At 68.2% G+C, this 18072-nt stretch carries 22 protein-coding genes and 3 tRNA genes; 13 read left to right on the top strand and 12 right to left on the bottom strand.

The window, feature by feature from the left end; genetic code table 11:
* Positions 1-7 precede the first annotated feature (7 nt).
* Positions 8-970, top strand: a complete 963-nt coding sequence (locus DNK52_RS02440) for an ATP-binding cassette domain-containing protein (RefSeq protein ID WP_239455333.1) — start codon at positions 8-10, stop codon at positions 968-970.
* Positions 967-1767 carry an ABC transporter permease gene (locus tag DNK52_RS02435; RefSeq protein WP_110239165.1) on the top strand — a complete coding sequence of 267 codons (801 nt, stop codon included), beginning with the start codon at positions 967-969 and terminating at the stop codon, positions 1765-1767. The genes DNK52_RS02440 and DNK52_RS02435 overlap by 4 nt, the downstream gene beginning before the upstream one ends.
* A 5-nt stretch (positions 1768-1772) precedes the next feature.
* Here the strand turns inward: DNK52_RS02435 and bcp are convergent, their stop codons facing one another.
* Complete coding sequence (gene bcp / locus DNK52_RS02430; RefSeq protein ID WP_110239163.1) at positions 1773-2243, bottom strand: thioredoxin-dependent thiol peroxidase; 471 nt, start codon at positions 2241-2243, stop codon at positions 1773-1775.
* 90 nt (positions 2244-2333) lie between these two features.
* On the opposite strand from bcp, the gene DNK52_RS02425 reads away from it, so the two are divergent.
* On the top strand, positions 2334-2585 hold the full coding sequence (locus tag DNK52_RS02425; RefSeq protein ID WP_110239161.1) for a DUF3618 domain-containing protein: 252 nt from the start codon (positions 2334-2336) through the stop codon (positions 2583-2585).
* Positions 2586-2610: 25 nt separating this feature from the next.
* Here DNK52_RS02425 and DNK52_RS02420 read toward each other — a convergent pair whose 3' ends face one another.
* From DNK52_RS02420 to DNK52_RS02405, 4 genes are all read right to left on the bottom strand, one after another.
* Positions 2611-4257 carry an ATP-binding protein gene (locus tag DNK52_RS02420; RefSeq protein WP_110239159.1) on the bottom strand — a complete coding sequence of 549 codons (1647 nt, stop codon included), beginning with the start codon at positions 4255-4257 and terminating at the stop codon, positions 2611-2613.
* 171 nt (positions 4258-4428) lie between these two features.
* The gene (locus DNK52_RS02415) at positions 4429-4695 is read right to left on the bottom strand and encodes a metal-sensitive transcriptional regulator (RefSeq protein ID WP_110239157.1); all 267 of its coding nucleotides are present in this window, start codon (positions 4693-4695) and stop codon (positions 4429-4431) included.
* A complete protein-coding gene (locus tag DNK52_RS02410; protein WP_110239155.1) occupies positions 4695-5108 on the bottom strand; it encodes a DUF302 domain-containing protein in 414 nt (137 codons plus the stop codon). The genes DNK52_RS02415 and DNK52_RS02410 overlap by 1 nt, the downstream gene beginning before the upstream one ends.
* A gap of 151 nt (positions 5109-5259) precedes the next feature.
* A tRNA-Lys gene (locus tag DNK52_RS02405) sits at positions 5260-5332 on the bottom strand.
* A 287-nt stretch (positions 5333-5619) separates the two neighbouring features.
* Here DNK52_RS02405 and DNK52_RS02400 point away from each other — a divergent pair.
* Positions 5620-7737: a sensor histidine kinase gene (locus DNK52_RS02400; protein ID WP_110239153.1), complete on the top strand. Its 2118-nt coding sequence runs from the start codon at positions 5620-5622 to the stop codon at positions 7735-7737.
* 86 nt (positions 7738-7823) lie between these two features.
* On the opposite strand, the gene DNK52_RS02395 is transcribed toward DNK52_RS02400, so the two are convergent.
* Together DNK52_RS02395 and orn are read right to left on the bottom strand one after the other, a co-directional pair.
* Positions 7824-7899: transfer RNA gene (locus tag DNK52_RS02395), tRNA-His, on the bottom strand.
* Between the two features lie 40 nt (positions 7900-7939).
* A complete protein-coding gene (gene orn / locus DNK52_RS02390; RefSeq protein WP_204163338.1) occupies positions 7940-8587 on the bottom strand; it encodes an oligoribonuclease in 648 nt (215 codons plus the stop codon).
* A 138-nt stretch (positions 8588-8725) separates the two neighbouring features.
* Between orn and DNK52_RS02385 the strand changes: the two genes are divergently transcribed.
* Genes DNK52_RS02385 through DNK52_RS02365 form a run of 5 tightly spaced genes read left to right on the top strand, consistent with a single transcriptional unit; the run spans position 8726 to position 11869 of the window.
* Positions 8726-9277, top strand: coding sequence for a MauE/DoxX family redox-associated membrane protein (locus DNK52_RS02385; protein WP_110239151.1), 552 nt, complete (start codon positions 8726-8728; stop codon positions 9275-9277).
* A complete protein-coding gene (locus DNK52_RS02380; RefSeq protein ID WP_110239149.1) occupies positions 9204-9977 on the top strand; it encodes a DsbA family protein in 774 nt (257 codons plus the stop codon). Before DNK52_RS02385 ends, DNK52_RS02380 begins: the two co-directional genes overlap by 74 nt.
* Positions 9977-10231 carry a hypothetical protein gene (locus DNK52_RS02375; RefSeq protein ID WP_162598560.1) on the top strand — a complete coding sequence of 85 codons (255 nt, stop codon included), beginning with the start codon at positions 9977-9979 and terminating at the stop codon, positions 10229-10231. Before DNK52_RS02380 ends, DNK52_RS02375 begins: the two co-directional genes overlap by 1 nt.
* 7 nt (positions 10232-10238) lie before the next feature.
* Positions 10239-11291, top strand: a complete 1053-nt coding sequence (locus tag DNK52_RS02370; protein ID WP_239455332.1) for an adenosine deaminase — start codon at positions 10239-10241, stop codon at positions 11289-11291.
* Between the two features lie 5 nt (positions 11292-11296).
* Positions 11297-11869 carry a sugar O-acetyltransferase gene (locus tag DNK52_RS02365; RefSeq protein ID WP_204163337.1) on the top strand — a complete coding sequence of 191 codons (573 nt, stop codon included), beginning with the start codon at positions 11297-11299 and terminating at the stop codon, positions 11867-11869.
* 15 nt (positions 11870-11884) lie between these two features.
* Here the strand turns inward: DNK52_RS02365 and DNK52_RS02360 are convergent, their stop codons facing one another.
* Positions 11885-12220, bottom strand: coding sequence for a YnfA family protein (locus DNK52_RS02360; protein WP_110239145.1), 336 nt, complete (start codon positions 12218-12220; stop codon positions 11885-11887).
* 87 nt (positions 12221-12307) lie between these two features.
* On the opposite strand from DNK52_RS02360, the gene DNK52_RS02355 reads away from it, so the two are divergent.
* A complete protein-coding gene (locus tag DNK52_RS02355) occupies positions 12308-12565 on the top strand; it encodes a hypothetical protein (protein WP_110239143.1) in 258 nt (85 codons plus the stop codon).
* Between the two features lie 49 nt (positions 12566-12614).
* Here the strand turns inward: DNK52_RS02355 and DNK52_RS02350 are convergent.
* Positions 12615-12687 (bottom strand) — tRNA-Arg (locus DNK52_RS02350).
* Between the two features lie 200 nt (positions 12688-12887).
* Between DNK52_RS02350 and DNK52_RS02345 the strand changes: the two genes are divergently transcribed.
* Complete coding sequence (locus DNK52_RS02345; RefSeq protein WP_110239141.1) at positions 12888-13856, top strand: epimerase; 969 nt, start codon at positions 12888-12890, stop codon at positions 13854-13856.
* Between the two features lie 22 nt (positions 13857-13878).
* Here DNK52_RS02345 and map read toward each other — a convergent pair whose 3' ends face one another.
* Complete coding sequence (gene map, locus DNK52_RS02340) at positions 13879-14655, bottom strand: type I methionyl aminopeptidase (protein WP_110239139.1); 777 nt, start codon at positions 14653-14655, stop codon at positions 13879-13881.
* 156 nt (positions 14656-14811) lie between these two features.
* On the opposite strand from map, the gene DNK52_RS02335 reads away from it, so the two are divergent.
* Positions 14812-15345 (top strand): hypothetical protein, encoded by a 534-nt coding sequence (locus tag DNK52_RS02335; protein WP_110239137.1) that lies wholly within the window; start codon positions 14812-14814, stop codon positions 15343-15345.
* A gap of 23 nt (positions 15346-15368) precedes the next feature.
* Here the strand turns inward: DNK52_RS02335 and DNK52_RS02330 are convergent, their stop codons facing one another.
* Positions 15369-15932, bottom strand: a complete 564-nt coding sequence (locus DNK52_RS02330; protein WP_110239135.1) for a DUF2231 domain-containing protein — start codon at positions 15930-15932, stop codon at positions 15369-15371.
* A gap of 164 nt (positions 15933-16096) precedes the next feature.
* On the opposite strand from DNK52_RS02330, the gene DNK52_RS02325 reads away from it, so the two are divergent.
* Positions 16097-16954 carry an SDR family NAD(P)-dependent oxidoreductase gene (locus DNK52_RS02325; protein ID WP_110239133.1) on the top strand — a complete coding sequence of 286 codons (858 nt, stop codon included), beginning with the start codon at positions 16097-16099 and terminating at the stop codon, positions 16952-16954.
* On the opposite strand, the gene DNK52_RS02320 is transcribed toward DNK52_RS02325, so the two are convergent.
* A complete protein-coding gene (locus DNK52_RS02320; RefSeq protein WP_110239131.1) occupies positions 16926-17954 on the bottom strand; it encodes an ABC transporter permease in 1029 nt (342 codons plus the stop codon). The genes DNK52_RS02325 and DNK52_RS02320 overlap by 29 nt on opposite strands.
* Positions 17955-18072 lie beyond the last annotated feature (118 nt).

Raw genomic sequence — 18072 nt, 5'->3', positions numbered from 1 at the left:
TCTAGGTATGCCGACCCCCAACACCCCGCCAGGGATGCCGATCCGCTTCCGTGGACTCACCAAGACCTTCGGCCCGGTGCGTGCCGTCGACGGGGTCGACCTCGACGTGCTACCTGGCCGGGTCACCGGTCTGCTCGGCCCCAACGGCTCCGGCAAGACGACGATGCTTCGCATGCTGCTGGGCCTGGTGCGTCCCGACGCGGGCAGCGCCATGATCGGCGACCGGCCGTACGTGTCCATCCCGCGCCCGGGCACCGTGGTGGGCGCCTCGCTCGAGGCGAGCTTCCACCCGGGGCGCAAGGCGGTGGACCACCTGCTGACCCTGGCCCCCGCGATCGGCGCCTCTCGTGCCCGCGTGGACGAGGTGCTGGGACTGGTGGGGCTCTCCGATGCGGCCGGTCGCCGGGTGGGCGGGTTCAGCCTGGGGATGCGTCAGCGTCTCGGCCTGGCCGGGACGTTGCTCGGCGACCCGGGGGTGCTGGTCCTCGACGAACCTGCCAACGGCCTCGACCCGCAGGGCATCCTCTGGCTGCGCGACCTGCTGCGTCACCTGGCGCGGGAGGGGCGCACCGTGCTCGTCTCCAGCCACATCCTGGCCGAGGTGCAGGCCACGGTCGACGACGTGGCGGTGCTCTCGCGCGGCAGCCTGGTGCACGCCTCGAGCCTGGCCGAGATGGTGCATCTGGCCGACTCCCACGTCCGCGTCGCAGGACCGGACATGGAGGCGCTGGCTCGTCTGGTCACCGAGCGCGGCTGGGTCCTGGAGGACGTCGCCGGGGGCTGGGTCGTACGTGGCGCAAAGGCCCCCGAGGTGGGTGCTGCTGCTTTTGCCGCGGGTCTCGAGTTGCACGCCCTCGAGTCGGTGGGGGCCAACCTGGAGGAGACCTTCCTGAGGATCGTGAGCGGTGAGGTCCCGGGCAGCGTGCGTGCGCTCGAGGACGGCCGCGACGCTGCGGGGGCCGCAGCATGAGGGCGGCGCTGGTCTCGGAGTTCCGCAAGACCGTGTCGACCCCGTTGTGGTGGGTGCTCGGCCTGACGGCCTTCGGCTACATGGCCATGACGGCGGGCCTGCTCGGGTTCGCCACCACGATGCCGGTCGAGCAGGGAGGCATGGAGATGACCGGTGGCGGCGTCGACGTCGCTCGCTCCCTGTACTCCCTGCCGGTCTCCCTGGGCTACGTCTTCCCGCTGGTCACCGGGGCGCTCGCGGTGACCACGGAGTTCCGCCACCGTACGCTCACCGCCACCCTGCTGGCCGAGCCGAACCGAACCACAGTCATTGCCTCCAAACTTGTCGTCCAGGGCGGGGTCGGGGCCTTCCTGGGGCTCTGCGGAGTGGCCGGGGCGATGGTGGCGGCGGCCGGCGCCCTGGTCATCGCGGGGGAGCCGACGATGCTGGGGGAGCCCAGCGTCTGGGGGACCGCCGCACTGGCGGTCGTGGCACTGGCGCTGTGGGGGATGGTCGGCGTCGGGTTCGGTGCGCTGGTCCCCAACCAGGTCGCCTCGATCGTGCTCATCCTCGCGTTCACCCAGTTGATCGAACCGTTGCTCCGCATCGGCCTGGCACTGTTGGGCGACGGATTCGCCCAGGTGGGCCTGTACTTCCCCGGCGCGGCCGCCGAGGCGTTGAGCGGCGCCAGCCTCTACTCCTCGATCGGTGCTGCGGAACTCCTGCCCCAGTGGGCAGGTGGAGTGGTGATGACGGCGTACGCCCTCGGCTTCGCGCTGCTGGGTCGCCTGCTGACCTTCCGGCGCGACGTCACCTGAACTCCTCAGTCGAGCTCGAGGTCGCGGCGCAGTTTGGCCACGTGACCGGTGGCCTTGACGTTGTACTGCGCGACCTCGACCCTGCCCTCGGGGTCGACGACGACGGTGGAACGGATGACGCCCTCGACGACCTTGCCGTAGAGCTTCTTCTCCCCGAAGGCTCCGTACGCGGTGAGCGTCGAGCGCTCGGGGTCGGAGAGCAGGGTGATGGTGAGGCCGTCGCGCTCGCGGAACTTCGCGAGCTTCTCCGGCTTGTCGGGGGAGATGCCGACGACCTCGTAGCCGGCTGCCTTCAACGAGTCCAGTGAGTCGGTGAAGTCGCACGCCTGCTTGGTGCACCCGGGAGTCATCGCGGCGGGGTAGAAGTAGATGATGACGCGTCGACCGCGCAGGTCGGAGAGGCTCACCTGGTCGCCGGTGTCGGAGGTGAGGGTGAAGTCGGGGGCGATGTCGCCAACGGCGAGTCGCTCGCTCATGGGTTCTCCTTGTGGCTGGTTCATGACGGGTGCACGGATCGTGGATCGGCTCCATTCCACCATCCACCACGACATTGGTAGTGTGCCGGAGTGACCACAGACGCAGCCGCACTTGAACGTGAGATCGAGCAGACCCGCGAGCGTCTGGCCGACACTCTGGACCAACTCCTCTACCGGGCTCACCCGAAGACGATCGTCAGTCGCGAGGTCACGAGCATCAAGTCTCACTTCGTCGACCTGGACACCGGTGCCCCGCGCACCGACAACATCCTGAAGACCGCTGCGGGCGTCGTAGGCGTCATCGTCGTCCTCGCGGTCATCCGCAAGATCGCCCGCGACTGACCGGTCGCCGGGGCGTGACCACGCCTCAGCAGGGTAGGTAGACGCGGAAGGTCGTCCCCACGTCGAGCGTGGAGGCGACCTCGACCTGACCGCCGTGTGCCTCCACGATCGAGCGCACGATGGACAGGCCGAGTCCGGTGCCCTGGATGTGGCGCTCGGCGGCCACCTTGGACCGGAAGAACTGCGAGAAGAGCCGGTCGAGGTCCTCCTCGCCGATGCCGTAGCCGGTGTCCGCGACCTCGATGATCGCCCAGGCGCCCTCGCGGGCCAGTCGCACCGTCACTCGCCCGAGCGGGGGAGTGAACTTCACGGCGTTGGACATCAGGTTGAGCAGGACCCGCTCGAGCTTCTCCGCCTCGCCCTGCACCACGACCTGGTAGGTCGGCAGGTCCATCTCGAGGCTGACCTGGGCGGGTCGCAGCCGGGGCAGGATCGCCTGCTCGGCCGCTCTCACCACGGGGACCAGGTCGAGGGGTGTCCGCATGATCTCCATCTCGGCCGACCGAAGACGGGACAGGTCCAGGAGGTCGTCGATCAGCGAGAGCAGGCGGCGGCCGTTGTCGCCGATCCGGATCGTGGCTTCGCTCTGGTCGGGGGAGAGGCCTCCGAAGTCGCCGTCCTCCAGCATCTCCGTGTAACCGATGATGTTGGTGATGGGGGTGCGCAACTCGTGGCTGACCGTGGAGACGAAGGCGTCCTTGACCCGGTCGACCTCACGCATCTCCTCCAGCGCGTGTCGTTCGGCCTCCAACTCCTCGAACACGGTGTTGAGCTTGTTCTCCGCGACCTTGTCCGCGGTGGCGTACGCCTCTCGCTCACCGTCGGCACGGGTGCGCGCTGCGCTGAGGCTCAGCGCCACCACCGTCACTGAGCAGGTGATCAGGAAGACCTGGACGTAGAGCGTCTCCAGGTCGGGTGGCAGGTCACGGCCATGGGTGCTGAAGGCGAACGGGCCGCTGTCCCGCGCCGTGAAGATGGTCGTGATCAGCCTGACCACGATGAGTTGGACCAGCGTCTCGATCAGGGAGAGGCGCAGCCCCGCCCAGCCGAGGATCGCCAGCACCACGTACGCGAACTCCGGGGTGGAGGTGGTGGAGAAGATCAGCATCGTGAAGCCGACGAGCAGGCACCACTGCACGATCCGTTCGGGGAGACCGGCCAGGACGGTGTACTCGTGGTGGCGCATCACTAGCGGCAGCCACAGGACCAAGGAGGCTGTCTGGTTGATGAAGGAGGAGACCAACAGGGCAGTCGGCTCCTCGACACCCGTCAGGAGGCCGACGACACCGGCGATCACCGCCACGATCACTCCGCCGAGGACGGCGGCGACGACGACCCGGACCAGGTCGCTCTCGGTGCGCATCCGGAGAGGGCCTGAGGTGGCACGAAGAATGCGAAGGGCCAGCCCAGCAGAGAGGATTCCAGCTACGGCAAAGGCCAGCGACAGGGGAAAGCTGACGCCGAGGATCCACAACGAAGCGCTGGTGGTGACGACGGCGGCGATGCCGAACCACCGCCGTGCAGTGCCGTGCACCTGGAGCAGGGCGACGGCCAGGAGGCCGAGGGGATACAGACCGAGCCCGGCTGCTTCTTCACTCGTCTGGCCATGGGTCAGGGCTCCGAGGAGGGAGGCGGCCAGCAGGAGCAGGACCGCACGCAGGGCGCCAGACATGCCAGCCTTTCTCGTGAGGAGTACTCGGAGCGGAGGCTGAGAGCCCGCGCGTGCGACATTCTCGCGCGAAATGGGGACAAGTGTGGGCGATTGGTCAGGTGTTGGCCGTTCTCACCGGACAGAGAGGTCTCCGAGGCGGCCATCCCCGCCGAACCCGACGGCGGTGGGTCGTCAGGCCAACGCCAGGAAGAGCTTCTCCATCTTCTTGACGTCCGCGTCGGCGAGGCCGTCGTCGGTTTCGGCGAGGCACTGTTGGAGCCCGGTGGCCACGATGGCGTAGCCGGCGCGGGAGAGTGCCTTGTTGACGGCCGCCAACTGGGTGAGGACGGATTCGCAGTCCGAGCCCTCCTCCATCATCCGGATGACGCTGGCGAGGTGGCCGTTGGCGCGCTTCATCCGGGTGATGATCGCCTTGATCTCGGTCGGTTCGAGGTCCATCAGTTGTCCTTCTCCAGTCGTGCCAGGGCAGTGGTCAGTCGTTCGCGCGCGTCGTCTGCGACCTCGCGCAGGGCATGGCCGGCAGCGTCCGCGCCCGCGAAGGAGATCATGGCGTCGGGGTTGAAGGCCTCCACCACGGTCGTGTTGTCGTCGACGCTCCGGACGACCACGTTGCAGGGCAGCAGGGCCGCGATCGAAGGCTCGACCTCGAGCGCCTGGTGGGCAAGTTGCGGGCGGCAGGCGCCGAGGATGATCTGGGGCGCCACGTCGACGTCGAGCTTGGCCTTCAGCGTCGCCTTGAGATCGATCTCGGTGAGGATCCCGAACCCAGCGTCGACGAGGTGTCCTCGCACGGCCTCGACCGTCTCGTCGTAGGGGCGTTGTACCGTCGCAGTGATCGTGTAGTCGGCCATCGGGCACCTCTCGCTCGTACGCCTGTCCAGTCTTGTGACCGGAGTTCGATCCCCACTGTACAACCCCCCTGGGGGATGCTGCACTGCGCGAAGGGGCTTCCGACACAAAAAACCGCAGGTCACGTAGTGTGACCTGCGGTTTTTCACTGTGTACGCCATCACGGACTCGAACCGCGAACCCGCTGATTAAGAGTCAGCTGCTCTGCCAATTGAGCTAATGGCGCCCGTCGCACAGCCGTGGCCGTGCAACGAGAAAAGATTAGCACCGCCCGCAAAGCCCTCCAAATCAGGGCCCAGGAGGTGGGGTCACCCGCCGTGCGCAGGCCGACCCGCCCTTGAGGACACCCTTGAGGACAGGGTGGGCCTAGTCATTTCGGGCCATACGGACGCCCGCGTGGGCAAGGTAGGACGCGTAGGCGGGGTCCGTCCGCCAAAGCCACACAATCGGGAAGATCGGCCTCTAGGGTCCGAAGGACGTAATGGGAGCGATCGACAGTTGGGAGGGCTCGGGATGGCTGCACGCCCGCGTCTGGGGTTCTTCCTGCTGACGGGTCTGATCGTCGTGGTCTGCTGCTACGTCCTGATGACGCAGCCGGAGCCGGGGGTGATCACCGAGGCATTCCCCGTCGGTCTGCTCGCCGGGGTCTGGCTGGTCGTCAGTCGCCGTCACTGGTCCAAACTGTTGCCCTTGGTGGTGGCCTTCTCGAGTTTGGTCTACCTGGCCAACGGGCGAGAGCTCGCAGTGGCGCTGGGGTGGGGCCTCGCAGCCGGTCTCGGCGCTCACGTCACCGCCCGCGGCCTCACCCGCGGCGCCAACCATCGTGCAGCGCTGCTCTCCGAGGATGACCTGCGATCGTTCATCACCTACAGCTTTGCCGGAGCCGCCGTGGCCGCGGTCGTGACCACCGCGACGACCCTGGCCACGGGCCACGCCCAGTGGTGGGTCACTGCGCTGGGTGTCTTCACGGCTCACTTCGCGACCTACATGGTGCTGCTGCCGCACTTCATGGGACGCCCGCGCTTCCCGGGGGTGGCTCCGCTCGGTGAACGAGTCATCCAGTGGTTCGCCACCGTCATCTTCACCGTCCTCGTCTTCTCCGTGCCGATCCCGGGGCCGACGGTGGCCTTCTGCATCATCCCCTTCATCGGGTGGTCAGCCTTGCGTGCGCCGATGCGGGAGACCTTGGTCCAGCTGCTCGTCGTGGTCGTCATCACCCACACGATGACCATCCGCGGGCTCGGCCCCTTCGCCATCCCGGCGGGCGTCGGCCAGGTGGAAGCCGATCTGCGCAGCGTCCTCTTCGCCGTCTTCGTCTGTGCCCTGGCCCTGGTCACCATTCCCTTCTCGTTGGCCGTGGGCATCCAGCGCCGCGAGTCGTGGCAGGCCCGTCAGGAGCAGGCCCGCGTACGTCAGTTGGTGCAGAGCGCCTCTGGAGTCGCGATCATCGGCACCGACCGTCACGGCTACATCGACCTCTTCAACCCGGGCGCCGAGCAGATGTTCGGCTACAGCGCGAGCGAGGTCGAAGGGCTGGTGCCCAGCATCTTCCTCACCCAGGGTGAGATCCAGCGACTCGCGACGAAGTTCGGCTGCGCGGCCAACTTCGCCGACGTGGCCTCCACGTTGGCCGCCAGTGACACCGAGAGCCTCGACGTCGAGTTCCTGGGCAAGGACAACAGCGTCCTGACACTGCAGTTCTCGATGTCCCAGGTCGTGGACGCCGAGGGCCGGGTGCAGGGATACGTCAGCACGGGAGAGGACGTCACCGCGCGGGTGAAGCGTGAAGCGGCGCTCGAGGAGGCCTTGGCGCGTGAACGGCTTGCCGTGGAGAACCTCAGGGAGGTCGACCAGGTCAAGGACACGCTGGTCTCGGGCGTCAGCCACGAGCTGCGTACGCCGATCACGAGCATCCTGGGCTACCTCGAGATGCTCGAGGACGGTGGTTTCGGCGAGCTGGCCGAGGCCCAGCTGCGCGCGTTGCAGAGGGTCCGGGGCAACAGCAACCGGTTGATGGCACTGATCGACGACCTGCTCACGCTCTCGCGCATCCAGGACGGTTACGTCGACCTCGACCCGCGGGACATAGATCTGCGGGACGTGGTCGAGTCCGTCCGCGAGGAGATGGCGCCGGAGATGTTGGCCGCCGGGCTCAACTTCCGCGTCGACCTGCCGGTCGAGCCCGTGCAGGTGCGAGGCGATGCCGAGCGGCTCTGCCGGGCCCTCGTCAACATGGTGGGCAACTCTGCGAAGTTCACCGATCGGTTCGGCAAGGTCGAGGTCGCGCTGCGCTGCGAGGACTCCTGGGCGGTGGTGGCGATCGAGGACAACGGGATCGGGATCCCCGAGGCGGAGCAGGGAGAACTCTTCGAGCGCTTCTTCCGCGCCACGTCCGCCCACGAACGCGCCATCCAGGGAAGCGGCCTGGGGCTCTCCATCGCTCGCGCGCTCATCGAGTCGCACGGTGGACGGATCGAGGTGGAGTCGGTTGTCGAGGAGGGAACCACCTTCCGGGTGTGGCTGCCCCTCGAGAGCGCTCCGGCCGCCGCCGCGCCGCTGGTGACCGCGCCGCAGAGGAATGCGGACCGACCGGGAGTGGTGGCCCAGCGGCAGGTGGCGGACCACCACTGATCGCGTACGGACCTTGCACAGCCAGCCGCCGGAGGACACGAAACGCACGAAGCCCCTGATCTCGGATCAGGGGCTTCGTACATCACTGGGGTGAGTAACGGGACTTGAACCCGCGACATCCGCCACCACAAGGCGGCGCTCTACCAGCTGAGCTATACCCACCATGCGACTTGCTGACAAGTCGTGGTGAAGCATAGATGAATCAGTCAGACGATGTGGAATCGGGGGTCGAGCCCGTGGCTCCGGTGAGGCTGCCGACGTACTTCGCGGCGATCTTCTTGGCGCTGGCGGAGTCCGGCCCGGGAGGCTCCACGAAGACGGCCTCGCGGTAGTAGCGCAGCTCCTCGATGCTCTCCTGGATGTCGGCGAGCGCGCGGTGGTTGCCGCCCTTGGTCGGAGCCGAGAAGTAGGCGCGCGGGAACCAGCGCTTCGACAGCTCCTTGATCGAGGAGACGTCGATGTTGCGGTAGTGCAGGGCGCCCTCGAGGGCCTTCATGTCGCGGGCCAGGAAGGCTCGGTCGGTGCCGATCGTGTTGCCGGCCAGTGGGGGACGGGTGCCCTCGGGACAGTGCTCGCGGATGTAGGCGAGCACCAACTCCTCGGCCTCGGCCATCGTCACGCCGTCATCGAGCTCGTCCAGCAACCCCGACTTCACGTGCATGTCGCGCACGAAGTCGATCATCTGGTCGAGGGCTTCTGCCGGCGGCTTGATGATGACGTCGACCCCCTCGCCCAGGACGTTCAGGTCGAAGTCGGTCACCAGGGCCGCCACCTCGATCAGCGCGTCGTTCTCGAGGTCGAGCCCGGTCATCTCACAGTCGATCCACACCAGTCGGTCATTCACGTGCATTGACACTACTCGCCGGCCGTTGCCCACCAGCCGGACCGTCGCTGATGAGACGTCACCCACACTTCCGGTGCGACTCAGCCGCCTCTCAGTGGGCTGACCTAGGGTGAGGCTGTGCGCTCTTCTGGACAGGACCGGGGTGTGACTCCCTGGATCGGCACCGCGGCCCGTCTGGCGACGGGCGCCGTGTGGCTGGTCGCCGGCGCCATCAAACTCCCTGACCCGTACGAGAGCATCACTGCCGTACGGGCGTACGAGATCCTCCCCGAAGCGGTCGTGCCGCTGGTGGGCCACGCGCTCCCGATCGTCGAGGTGGCGGTCGGTCTCCTGCTCATCCTCGGTCTCCTCACCCGTGCCGGCGCCATGGCCTCCGCGGTCCTCTTCGCGATCTTCGTCATCGGCATCGCCTCGGTGTGGATGCGCGGGATCGAGATCGACTGCGGCTGCTTCGGTGGCGGGGGAGCCAAGGAGGGCGCGTTCGAGGAGTACCCCAAGGAGATCGCGCGAGATGTGGCGCTGCTCCTCGCCTCCCTCTGGCTGGTGTGGCGTCCGCGCACCCGACTCGCTCTCGACAACCTGCTCTTCCGCCCACTCGGGCGCGACCCGGAAAGGAACGACGATGGCGAACCAGCCCAAGAAGAACGCCTCAGGCAATCGCGCGCAGGAGAAGGCAGCCACAGCAGCGCGCCGTGACGCCCGCCGTGAGAAGGCAGCCGTCCAGGCAGCCAGGCTGAAGGCGGAAGCGGCCGCCCGCAAGCGCAAGGACCGCCTGATCGTGGGCGGCGTCGTTGCCGTGGTGCTCGCGCTGATCATCGGGGGTGTCTGGTTCCAGATCTCCCGCAACTCCGGCCCCGTCGAGACGCCCGCCAACGCGTCGAGCGAGTACGGGTTCTCCGTGGGTGAGGACGACGCCCCCACCGAGGTCGAGATCATCGCCGACTACCTGTGCCCGGCGTGCGCCAGTTTCGAGGGGGCGACCGATGAGCAGCTCGCCGCTGCCGTGGAGGCAGGCAAGGCCAAGGTGACCTACTTCCCGGTCGTGATCCTCGACGACTACGGCGACTACTCCGCGCGAGCCGCCAACGCCGTGGGGGTCGTGCTCGACACTGCCGGTCCCGAGGTGGCCCTCGAGTTCAACCGCAACCTCTTCGCCGAGCAGCCGGCCGAGGCGGGCAACAAGCCCGATGACGACTGGTTGATCGACCTGGCCGTGGAGTCGGGCGCGAAGGAGGCCGACATCCGTGAGGGGATCGAGGACAGCCAGTTCGAACGCTGGATCAAGGAGGGCACCCAGGAGGCGCAGCGACGTGGGATGAAGGGGACCCCGACTATCTTCATCGACGGAAAGATGGTCGACCCTGCTGCCGCCGCCACCCAGATCGCGGCGCTCTGATGCACGTCTCTCGGGTGCAGCGGTGGGTTGCCTCTGCGTTGATCCTCACCACTGCGCTGCACTTCGTCGGCGGGTTGATGATCCTGGCCGTGACCAAGGGGACGGCCGACGCGTTCTGGGTCCTCACCATCATCTCTGTCGTGGTCTCGCTGCTCTCGATCATCGGGGTGAGGATCCTCAACGAGGCCCGAGTACTGACCCCGTGGCTGCTCTTCGCCGCGGGACCCGTCGTGATCGCCTTCTGGTTCCGTTGAGGCTCGGGTGAGCGAGACGATGGCAGCCTTCGTCGCGGGGCTGCCCAAGGCTGAGTTGCACGTCCATCACATCGGCTCGGCCTCGCCCGAGATCGTGGCGGAGCTCGCGGCACGCCATCCGGGTCGCGTGCCCAGCGACCCGGACGCGTTGCGCGAGTTCTTCCGGTTCGCCGACTTCGACCACTTCATCGAGGCGTACCTGGCGGTGGTCGACCTGGTGCGCGAGCCGGAGGACGTACGCCTGCTCACCTACGAGATCGCCCGCGAGATGGCGCAGGGGCAGAACATCCGTTACGCGGAGCTGACCTGTACGCCCTACACCTCGGTGCTGCCGCACGAGCCGGACCGGGGCATGGCGATCGAGGCCTACACCGAGGCCCTCGAGGACGCCCGGGTCGCGGCCGAGCGCGACTTCGGCCTGGTGCTGCGGTGGATCTACGACATCCCCGGCGAGGACGGCATGCCCGCTGCCGACGAGACGCTGCGTTTTGCCCTGGACCACGGCCCGAGCAGCCTGGTCGGCTTCGGCCTGGGCGGGCCCGAGGTCGGAGTGCCGCGTCGGATGTTCCGTCGTCACTTCGAGGCGGCCCGCGCTGCCGGGTTGCGTTCGGTGCCCCACGCGGGCGAGACCACGGGCCCAGAGGGAGTCTGGGACGCCGTACGTCTCCTCGGTGCTGAGCGGATCGGTCACGGCACGAACGCTGTCGGCGATCCGGCGTTGTTGGCGCACCTGGCCTCCGAGGGGATCGCGCTCGAGGTGTGTCCCACCTCCAACGTGGCCACCGGCGCGGTCTCCTCGCTCGCCGCGCACCCGATCGCGGCCTTCCGCGACGCGGGTGTCGTCATCACCGTCAACTCCGACGACCCGCCGATGTTCAACACCACTCTCAACCGCGAGTACGAGATCGCCGCCGATTTGCTGGGACTTGACGACGCAGGCGTCGCCGATCTGGCGCTGGCGGCGGTGACGGCTTCCTTCGCCCCGGAGCAGGTCAAGGGCGACCTGCGGCGCGCGATCGCGGACTGGACGTCGGACGCAGCCACCGGGACGGCAGACTGAGGGGCATGTCCAGTGCTTCGAACCCGTTGATCCCCACCATGCGCGACCGGATGTTGGCCGGACGGCCGTACGTGGCGGACGGGACCGTCGCCACCCTCACCGACCGGGCTCAGCGCCTCGCAGCTGCGTACAACGCCGCGGATGCTGACCCGGCAGCGCGGCGCGAGAAGTTGGTGGAGATGCTCGGGTCCGTGGGGGAGGACGTCGAGATCCGACCGCCCTTCCACGTCGATCTCGGCACCAGGATCACCGTGGGGGACCGGACCTTCGCGAACTTCGGTCTGGTGGCGTTGGACATCGCGCAGATCACGATCGGTGCCGACGTACAGATCGGGCCCAACGTCCAGCTGCTGACTCCGCTGCACCCCCTCGACGCCGAGCAGCGACGGGGGAAGTGGGAGAGCGCCGCCCCGATCACCATCGGCGACAACGTGTGGCTCGGCGGTGGTGTGATCGTGTGCCCCGGCGTGACGATCGGTGAGAACACCGTGGTGGGCGCCGGGTCCGTGGTCGTCAGCGACCTCGAGCCCGGGATCCTGGCCGTGGGCAATCCGGCGAAGATGATCCGACGGCTCTGAGGGGAGTCGCCCGGGTCAGGCGGTGCGTGGGGCGTACATGATCACGGCCACGCCCACCAGGCAGATCATGGCGCCGGTGACGTCGTAGCGGTCCGGCTTGAAGCCGTCCACCGTCATGCCCCACAGCAGAGAACCGGCCACGAAGACCCCGCCGTACGCGGCCAGGATGCGGCCGAAGTTCGCGTCGGGCTGGAGCGTGGCGACCAGGCCGTACAGTCCGAGCGCGATGACCCCGGCTCCGATCCAGATCCAGCCGCGGTGTTCGCGCACCCCCTGCCATACCAGCCAGGCCCCGCCGATCTCGGCGACGGCGGCGACGGCGAAGAGGGTCAGTGAGCGCGCGATGTCCACGGGGCCATTGTGGGGCACTCAACGCATCCGGCCGCGGGATGTGGCCGATCTCTCCGTGACAGGTCCGACTTGGCTAGGTTGCGCACCATGAACATCCAAGGACCCGCCACCAGCCCTGTCGTCGCCTACATCCCGCTCGGGGTGGGGTTGGCGATGATCGCCGTCAGCAACCTCGTGCAGTACCTGCAGATGCACTCGCTCGGGGAGTACGGAGGGTATGAACTGCTGACCATCGTCTCGACGGTGAACAGCCTCGGGATGGTCATCGGAACCCTGGGCGCAGTCGCCGTGGGGATCCGGATCGGGCTGCTCAGCCTGCGTCCCGCGGGCGGTCCGCAGCTCTGAGGCGCACCCACGCCGGACCCGTTCGAGCGGATGCGGCAGTGGTGCAGGGTGCCCCCGGAAGGATTCGAACCTTCGACCGGCGGATTAGAAGGCCGCTGCTCTATCCCCTGAGCTACGGAGGCGGGGGGTCGGGAGTTTGGTGCCGCACAGAGATCTGGGCGGCGTCCAGGGCTCCACACGGTCGAACTCATGATCCGAGCGGGAGTCTAGCGGCGACGGGACGCAGCCCTCCTGCCGAGGGGAAATTCGTACACCCGTCCGCATGTTGAGCAAATGCTCAAAGAATCGCAGGGGAGAGGTCCCTGGCCTCTAGGGTCACCGCATGACTCAACGTGCACGAGCCGTCGTGGCCGGCTGGAACGGTTTCATCGGACATCGCCTGGTCGAGGACCTGGGCCGCCGCGGCTACGACGTCGCCCGCGTCGGACGGTCGGGCCCGGACGGCTCATGGTCCGACCCCGAGGGCCTCGTACGACTCGTCGACGGCGCCGATCTCGTCATCAATCTGGCTGGCAAGAGTGTGGCGTGCCGCTACACGGACAAGAACCGGGACGAGATCCTGAGCTCGCGCGTCGACACCACGCGAGCGGTTCGTGAGGCCATCGCAGCCTCTGCCGCACCTCCCGCGCTGTGGCTCAACGCGAGCACGGCGACGATGTACCGTTCCGCTCTGGACCGTCCGCAGACCGAGTCCGAGGGTGAGTTCGGGGCGGGCTTCTCCGTGGACGTAGCCCGCAGTTGGGAGCGAGAACTCTTCGCCGGAGAGCTCCCGGCCACCCGACGGGTGGCCCTTCGGATGGCGATCGTGTTGGGCGGACCTGCCTCTGACCTCCTCGCGCGGACCGCCAAGTGGGGCATCGGGGGCGCGCACCACGACGGCTGGTGGCCCCAGCACCGGCGCTACCGCGGCATCGGCGAGCAACCCACCCAGGATCCGGTCTCGGGATCCCGGTCGCGAGGCAGGCAGAAGTTCTCCTGGATCCACATTGACGACGTGCTGGCCGCGGTCGAGTTCCTGCAGGAGCACGACGAGATCGAGGGGCCGGTCAACCTGTCCTCGCCGAACCCGAGTGACAACCGCGCGCTGATGGCCGAGCTGCGTCGAATCAAGGGCATGCCGGTCGGTGTCCCGACCCCACGCTGGGTGCTCGAGGCGGGGATGTGGGTCCTGCGCAACGAGTCCGAACTCCTGCTGAAGAGCCGCTGGGTACTGCCCGAACGACTGACCGCAGCCGGCTTCCAGTTCCGGTGGTCGGAACTGTGCCCCGCCCTGGTGGACGTGGTGGGCTGAGCGTCTACTGGTCCCGCTCAGCTCAGTGGGCGGTCGGCAACGTGAGGATCTCGGCTCCGTCGTCGGTGATGAGGACGGTGTGTTCGCTGTGGGCGGTCCGGCAGCCAGTGACGCTGCGCAGCGTCCATCCGTCGGGGTCGGTGACCAGTTCGGCCGTGTCCGCCATCACCCACGGCTCGAGGGCGAGCATCAGCCCGGTCCGCAACTTGTATCCGCGGCCCGGTCGGCCGGAGTTCGGGATGTGGGGATCCTGGTGCATCGTCGACCCGATCCCGTGCCCGCCGAAGTCGGTGTTGATCGGATACCCCGCCTCGCTCAGCACTGTGCCGATGGCGTGGGACAGGTCGCCGATCTTCGCACCGGGACGAGCGGCGGCGATTCCGGCGGCGAGCGCACGCTGCGTTGTCTCGATCATGGCGACGTCCTGCGGTGACTGTGACTCGCCGACGATGAAACTGATGGCCGAGTCGGCCGCGACGCCACCCTGGACGACGGCGAGGTCCAGGCTCAGCAGGTCGCCGTCGACGAGGCGGTAGTCACGCGGGAGGCCGTGGAGCACGGCGTCGTTGACACCTGTGCAGATGTAGTGCCCGAAGGGTCCGCTCCCGAAGGAGGGCGCGTAGTCGACGTAGCAGGACTCCGCGCCGGCCTCCAGGATCATCTCCTTGGCCCAACGGTCGATCTCGAGCAGGTTGGTGCCCGGCACGCAGCGACTTTTCAGGGTGTAGAGGATGTTGGCGACCAGGGCTCCGGTCAGCCGCGCCTGCGGCCACCGGGTGTGACTCAGAATCTCGATCATGCGTCGTCCTCTCGTCGGCCCCGTCACCCCGGACCATGTGTCTGCAATGTCGATCCTCCCACGCGGGCGACCGGCGCTCGAGGCGGGCGACGAGGGCGTGCTGGTGGTGCGGACACCGCGCCCGATGCTCCGAGGCTCAGATGGCAGGCTGGAGGCGTGACCCCCGACCCGTTGCTCAGTTCCTGGATCGTCGAGGCGCTCGGCGCGGCCGGTCGCACAGCCTCGCCACTCACGGTGGCCAAGGAAGTGTGGTCGCGCCACGAGCAGGAGCTGAAGTCGGCGGGGGACCTGCTCTTCACGTGGCAGCTCGATCTCCGGGCGACCGCCAAGGACATGGTCGCCGACGGCACCCTGTCGCTCGACGAGGGCGGTGACTGGCGGTTGTCGCCCGGAGTCTCTGCGCCCCCGTCGGCCCGCCGCACCTGGAGCGAGCACGAGGTCGAGGTCGCCGTCGACGGGTACCTCTCGATGTTGAAGTCCGAGATGGAAGGCCTGCCGCTGCGTCGGGCCCAGGTGCTGGCCGAGGTCCTGGCCAACACCTCGCGTACTGCCGACCAGGTCGACGCGATGATGTCCAACATCTCCGCGGTCGTCCAGGAGCACGGGCTCACGCCTCTGACCGCCTTCCGGCCACGCTCCAACGTCCCTGCGGGCGTACGGCCGGTGGTCGCCGCGGCCCTCGAGCTGTGAGCCGGGAGCTGGTCAGGGACGCCTCAGACGGCGACGGCTGAGTCTGCGAAGGCGGGGTGTCGGCTGCCGACCTTGCGGGCAGCCGCCAGGTGCCCGCCGAGGTAGGCACTCGCTCCGGCCACGCCGGCGCCGACCAGGGCGAGGCCCGCCCCGAGGTGGTGGCGGCCCTTCGTACGTGCGACCCACGAGCCGCCGTACGCGCTCGCGGCCACCGCGACGGAAGCCGCGTGGACCAGCCCCACCCGCTTCTCCCGCTGTGGCGCCTCGGCCCACTCGGCCCAGCCCGTCCAGGCAGTCGGACCGACTGCGAGCAGACCGACGCCGACCAGTCGCTGTGCAGCGGGCGCCGACTCCCGCCCGCCCACGAGGTCGAGCACCGTCGCCGAGGTCCAGGAACCGATGACCACGTCGGTGAGCAGCGGGTGCAGGGCATGGCCGAGCCAGTCGCCGCGCAGGAAGGACCCGCGCGCCCCGGTGCCGAAGGTGGCCCGGATCGTGGGCTCGATCGCCGTCACCGGGCGGTCAAGCCCTCGGTACTCCTCGAGCTGACGAATCCAACGGACGATTGTCGGTGCGGTCGGACTCATGGGGGATCTCCTGAGCGTGCGTCGTCGACGCTTCCTGGTTGTGTGTCTTGGCGTTCCACCGTGCCGCGGCGCTCGTCCGTGGTCAAGAGCGTGGTCAAGGGCGCGGTGGGTGACTACGGTGTGCACACCAACGGCACTCCACCAACGGCACTCAAGGAGACACAGTGAAGTCACTCGCAGGTAAGGTCGTCGCGATCACCGGAGCGGGTGGGGGCATGGGACGCGAGATGGCCGTCCTGGCAGCGGGCCGTGGCGCCCGGCTGGCTCTCTCCGACTGGGACGCTGAAGGCCTCGAGGCCACGCTGGCCCTGGTCCGGGATCTCGGTGCCCAGGTGCGGGGCGACGTCCTCGACGTCTCCGACCGGACAGCGTTCGCGGCGTGGGTCGAGAAGGTGGTCGAGGAGTTCGGTGGGGTCAACATGGCGATCAACAACGCCGGGGTCTCCATGAGCGGCGACTTCTCCGAGCTGTCGTACGAGGACCTCGACTGGATCGTGGGCATCAACCTCTACGGCGTGCTGCACGGGACCAAGGAGTTCCTGCCCCACCTGATCGCGTCCGGCGACGGTGCGCTGGTCAACATCTCCAGCCTCTTCGGCTTGATCTCCATGCCCGGCCAGGCGGCGTACAACGCCACGAAGTACGCCGTGCGCGGCCTCACCGAGGCGATCCGCGAGGAGATGCTGGTGGCGCGACACCCGGTCACGGTGACCTGTGTGCACCCCGGCGGGATCAAGACCGGAATCAGCCGGAACGGCCGCAAGACCAGCGGCCAGGACGCCGCATCGCTCGACGACATGTTCGACACCCGGCTGGCGCGGACCACTGCGACCAAGGCTGCCGAAGTGATCATCGACGGTGCGTTGAGCGGCAAGGCCAGAGTCCTGGTCGGCGGAGACGCGCACCTGCTGCACGCAGTGGGCAAGGTGCTCGGCTCGCGTTACCAGGACCTGATCGCCCTCGCGGCGCCACGGGTGATGGGCCGCTCCAAGGTCAGTCCCGGGTCTTCGCCGCGCGCTTGATGCCCGTTGCGGTGAGCAGTGCGCCGACGAGGATCCAGGCGGCGAGCGTGAGTGCCGGGACAGTGGCGCCGGCTCCGCCGAAGTAGGCCGCTGAGCGCACCAGGGCACCGGTGGCACCGGGGGGAAGTAGCTGACCGAAGGTGCCCAGACCGGTCGGCAACCAGGCGCCCGTGGTGCCGATCCCGGCCAGCGGATTGCCGAGGAACATCATCGTCATGGCGCCTGCGGTGAAGCCCTTGCCCCCGAAGAGCTTCTGCAGCCCGGCGAGGGGGAGTGCCAGTGCCGCGATACCCAGGGCCATGGCGCCGGCCACGGGCCAGAACGCCGCGGTGACGCTGCCGAACCAGTACTGGAGGACAGCAGCCACCAGGACTCCGCCCAAGCCTGCGAAGGCGACGATCCCGGCGAGCCGCAAGGTGTTGCTGCGGGGGAAGAGTGAGGCGAAGGCCACGACCGGCACGATGCCGCCGAAGACCAGCGGGAAGGCCAAACCGCCGACGCCGATCCCGGTGGGGTCTTCCTGGGGCAGAGGGACGACGTCAGTCACGGCGAGCGGCCGCTCGTACGAGGCGGCCATCTGGGTGGCTGTGGCGGTGAGGGTCCCGGAGATCGCCGTCGACCCGGCGCTCGCCACCATGGCGTGGATGGCGTCGTCCTTGATGACCAGGCCGCCCACCACCTCGCGGTCACGGATCGCCTCGTCGAGTGCTTCCTCGTCCGCGAACGTCACGACGTCATAGGCGTTGCTGTCCAGGGTGGTCAACGACTCCTGTGCCTGGGCGATGGCGGAGGGCGTGCCGACCAGTCCGATGGGGAGATCGTGCGGTCCACTCTTGAGCGAAGGGAGGATGAAGAGCGCCAGGAGCAGTACGAGGATCGCGCCCAGGCCCCCGACCATGCCGACGAGTGCGACGGCAGGGTGCGGAGTCTTCGGGCTGGGGGCCGGCGGGCTGCTCTCGCCTGCGTCGGGAGCAGATGGGGTGAGGGCGGTGGTCGCCATTGGATCACCTCTTTCTGGAGGGTTCTTCTCCGTTTATACGGACGATAATCCTCCGGTTATGATTCCCTCGCAAGATCAACAGGCCAACAGCGATCGAGATCACAGGGGTGCCGGAACA

This window comes from Nocardioides gilvus (assembly GCF_003194605.1).
Lineage (GTDB): Bacteria > Actinomycetota > Actinomycetes > Propionibacteriales > Nocardioidaceae > Nocardioides > Nocardioides gilvus.
Note: the sequence above shows the minus strand (reverse complement) of the source record. Positions and strands in the feature narration are given on the sequence as shown.